This is a genomic window from Skermanella sp., assembly GCF_059503625.1.
Map to the genome: position 1 here is coordinate 1 of NZ_JCACHA010000323.1, position 2,838 is coordinate 2,838.

At 62.9% G+C, this 2,838-nt stretch carries 3 protein-coding genes; 1 reads left to right on the forward strand and 2 read right to left on the reverse strand.

All coding sequences use genetic code 11. The features are described from left to right. A partial coding sequence (locus AC5JJ6_RS07345) for a Uma2 family endonuclease (RefSeq protein WP_496041408.1) occupies positions 1-238 on the reverse strand: 238 nt, incomplete at its 3' end. Positions 239-644: 406 nt separating this feature from the next. Here AC5JJ6_RS07345 and AC5JJ6_RS07350 point away from each other — a divergent pair. After that, the gene (locus AC5JJ6_RS07350) at positions 645-1,115 is read left to right on the forward strand and encodes a Ros/MucR family transcriptional regulator (protein WP_496041409.1); all 471 of its coding nucleotides are present in this window, start codon (positions 645-647) and stop codon (positions 1,113-1,115) included. A 37-nt stretch (positions 1,116-1,152) separates the two neighbouring features. Here the strand turns inward: AC5JJ6_RS07350 and AC5JJ6_RS07355 are convergent, their stop codons facing one another. Beyond that, positions 1,153-2,331, reverse strand: coding sequence for a hypothetical protein (locus AC5JJ6_RS07355; protein ID WP_496041410.1), 1,179 nt, complete (start codon positions 2,329-2,331; stop codon positions 1,153-1,155). Between the last annotated feature and the right edge of the window lie 507 nt (positions 2,332-2,838).

Consider the following 2,838-nt stretch of genomic DNA (forward strand, 5'->3'; position numbering starts at 1 on the left):
CATCGGGCAAAGCTTCGCAGTCGTTGCCACGCTCCCGCAGCTCGCGGTCCAGAGCCTGCCAGACACGAGCCTTGATGCGGGCGTGGATGGCGCGCTCGGGTGCCATGGCAACGGGCTCTCCGTTTACGCGTTCGTAGCGGGCACCCTCCTGCTGCTCCGCCCACTGACGAAACTCATGCCTTCCCATCCTTTGTTGCCGCAGGGTTTCCATCGTCATCCCCGTACTGAATTGCAGCATAATAGCACATCGTCGTTCTCCAACCGGAACCGATCGCTGCAGCGGCAAAGCGGCACAGCTGCTACCAAAGAAGCAAACTTTATCGATAATGGCCAGCACAGGCGCTTGTCAGCAGATAAAACGATCTATCCCGACATTGGTAATTTCAAAAAACGTGATAAATGAAAATCTTTATACCATGTCAAGGCCAGAGCAAATTCGGAGGTCTACTTCCTGCTTCAGGCCCAGAAGCAATCAGGTAAAACCCTGTATGATCAATAAACCGCAAGCAAAGATCGAATGATCTGCAACTTTGCATCGAGTGCAATGTTTCCTGTTTCGTTTGCTGAAGGGGCTCGGCAGGACAGAACTATGGAGTCATCTTCCAGCAATGAATGCAACTCACATCTTAACAGCAGCAGATATCATGAACCATAACAGTAAATTCGACGTACCATCCGATGATCTCATGCCTTTGACCGCCGAGATTACAGCAGGTTACCTGCGGGGAAATCGTCTCCCCGCTGCTGACATCCCGGAAGTGATCAGCCTGGTCCATGACGCGCTCCGTCAGCTTGGCCGACCGGTGGCGCCGGAGAAGGAGCCGCAACGACCGGCGGTGCCGATCCGCAAGTCGGTCACGGCCGAGTACATCGTCTGCCTGGAGGATGGCAGGAAGCTGAAGATGCTGAAGCGGCATCTGCGCTCGACCTACGGCATGACGCCCGACGAGTACCGGGCGAAGTGGAACCTGCCGGCAGACTATCCCATGGTAGCCCCGGCCTATGCCGAGAAACGCAGCGAGTTCGCCAAGGCGATCGGTTTGGGCAGGAGCCGGTCCGAGCCTGAGCCTGAAGCAGCTCCGGCCAGGCGGGGTCGCCGTCGGGCGGCAGCGTAATCAGCACCCCAAGCCGGCGGGAACAGGATCGGGCAGGTCACGGTTCCTCGTTTTCGTCATCCGCCGGGAAAGGTTTTTCGCCCCGGGCAACCCGGTCGAGCAGGCGGCGGACGCCGCGTGTCCGCTCGTCGGCCGCCGCGATCAGCCGGTCGAGCGCGTCGAAGTCGAAGCTCACCGCCGCGAGGCGCGCCGGCTCGGCCGGTTCCGCATCCGGCGTCACGTCTGCCGCCTTGGGCTCGTCCGCCAGTTCGGCGAAGGGCGCGGTCAGCATCCGCTTCGGCTGCCCCCGCTGGCCTCCCCTGGCCCGACGCGGGACAGCCGTCGTCTCGGCCCGGATCGGCAGCAGGCGCTTGAGGCCGTAGAGCCGCCGGGCGCCCCGCCCGGTTCGGCCGGTGACCTCGGCGGCGACCTCAAGCCGGACCAGGGCTTCCAGCATCCGCGACGCGCCCTCGACCGAGCAGTTCAGCGCCTCGGCCAGGGCGGTAATGCTGAGCAGCGGCGATCCAGCCAGCAGGTCGACCGCAGCGGGCAGCCGGGAATTTGACCGGGCACCGGCGCGGTGGTCTACCCTTATCCGCGCCTCGCGCCATTCCCGCTCCATTGTCAGCAACATGTCGCGGCTATCGGTGGCCTCGCGCCGAACAACCTCCAGAAAGCGCACCGTGAAGCCGTCGGGATCGTCCGGCCCGGCCCGCAGGGCATCGCTGCCGGTGACGGCGGCCAGCGCGTGGATCGTGATCGCGCGGTCGCGCAGGTAGAGCGGCACGGCGGCGCGAATGGCGGGCCGGCTGCCCTGTCCCGCCAGCCAGGCGAGCATGCCGTGGGCGGTGGCGACCAGCGCCGGCTGGCCACCGCCGCAGTCCCGCAGGCTGTCGAGGGCGATGTCGCGCAGGTGTTGCTGTTCGGGATCCGGGGTCGCCATCCAGGAGCGCAGCTCGACCGCATGGTTCAGGCCGGCGATCTCGCGGCCGCGCTCGGGCGCGGAGGTGGTGTCGCCGGGCCGGAGCGGCAATCCGTGGAGGTGGGCGGCGAGGCGGAACAGGTCGACCTTGCGGCCATCAGCCTCGGCGTGGCGACGGGCGGCGTCGAGTTCGCTCCAGAAGGTCCAGGCGCGCCGGAGCGGATTGCCGACCAGGGCGGCGTCGAGGCGACCGATGGCAATGGCGGCCTGCTCCAGCGCCGTGACGATCCCGCCGGCGACGAACAGGTCAGCCATTCTTCCTCCTGCCCTGGCATGCTGTCACTCTCCGCCCTCTCTTTGATCAGGATTTTATCATTCAAATATAAGTGGTTGACAATATTTTTCAATTGAAATTGCCTTTAACTTGAAACATCCCTATTTTCCCTGGTTGTGCAGCGTAACCTATGATAACGGCAATTATCGTAAGTGTCCGGTTGACCCACCCTGTCGTTGTCGGGTAGTTCGTGTGAAAAGCCTGATTCTGGTGGGTTGAGCACCCTGTCACGTCCCATTTTGAAGCCCGGATCATGCGAAATCTTCAGGCCGTTCATGCTAAAAGCTCGCCATCCGGATGTGGGGCATCACCGCACGTTGTTGAAAAACAAGCTTTTTTCCAGGACGGGGGCCTCAGAACGTGACCCGCCCAGGGATCTGTCCGGTGTCCGACATCCCGCTGCTTCCGGATGCCGAAGCGGCTTGGCGGCTTGTTCCGTTCCATCAGCGATCTCGGCCAGCAGCCCAAGACACACCCTCCGTCATCAG

Coding starts and splice junctions, on each gene's coding strand:
- AC5JJ6_RS07350 (WP_496041409.1), top strand. CDS start 645: ATGAACCATAACAGTAAATTCGACGTACCATCCGATGATCTCATGCCT.
- AC5JJ6_RS07355 (WP_496041410.1), bottom strand. CDS start 2,331: ATGGCTGACCTGTTCGTCGCCGGCGGGATCGTCACGGCGCTGGAGCAG.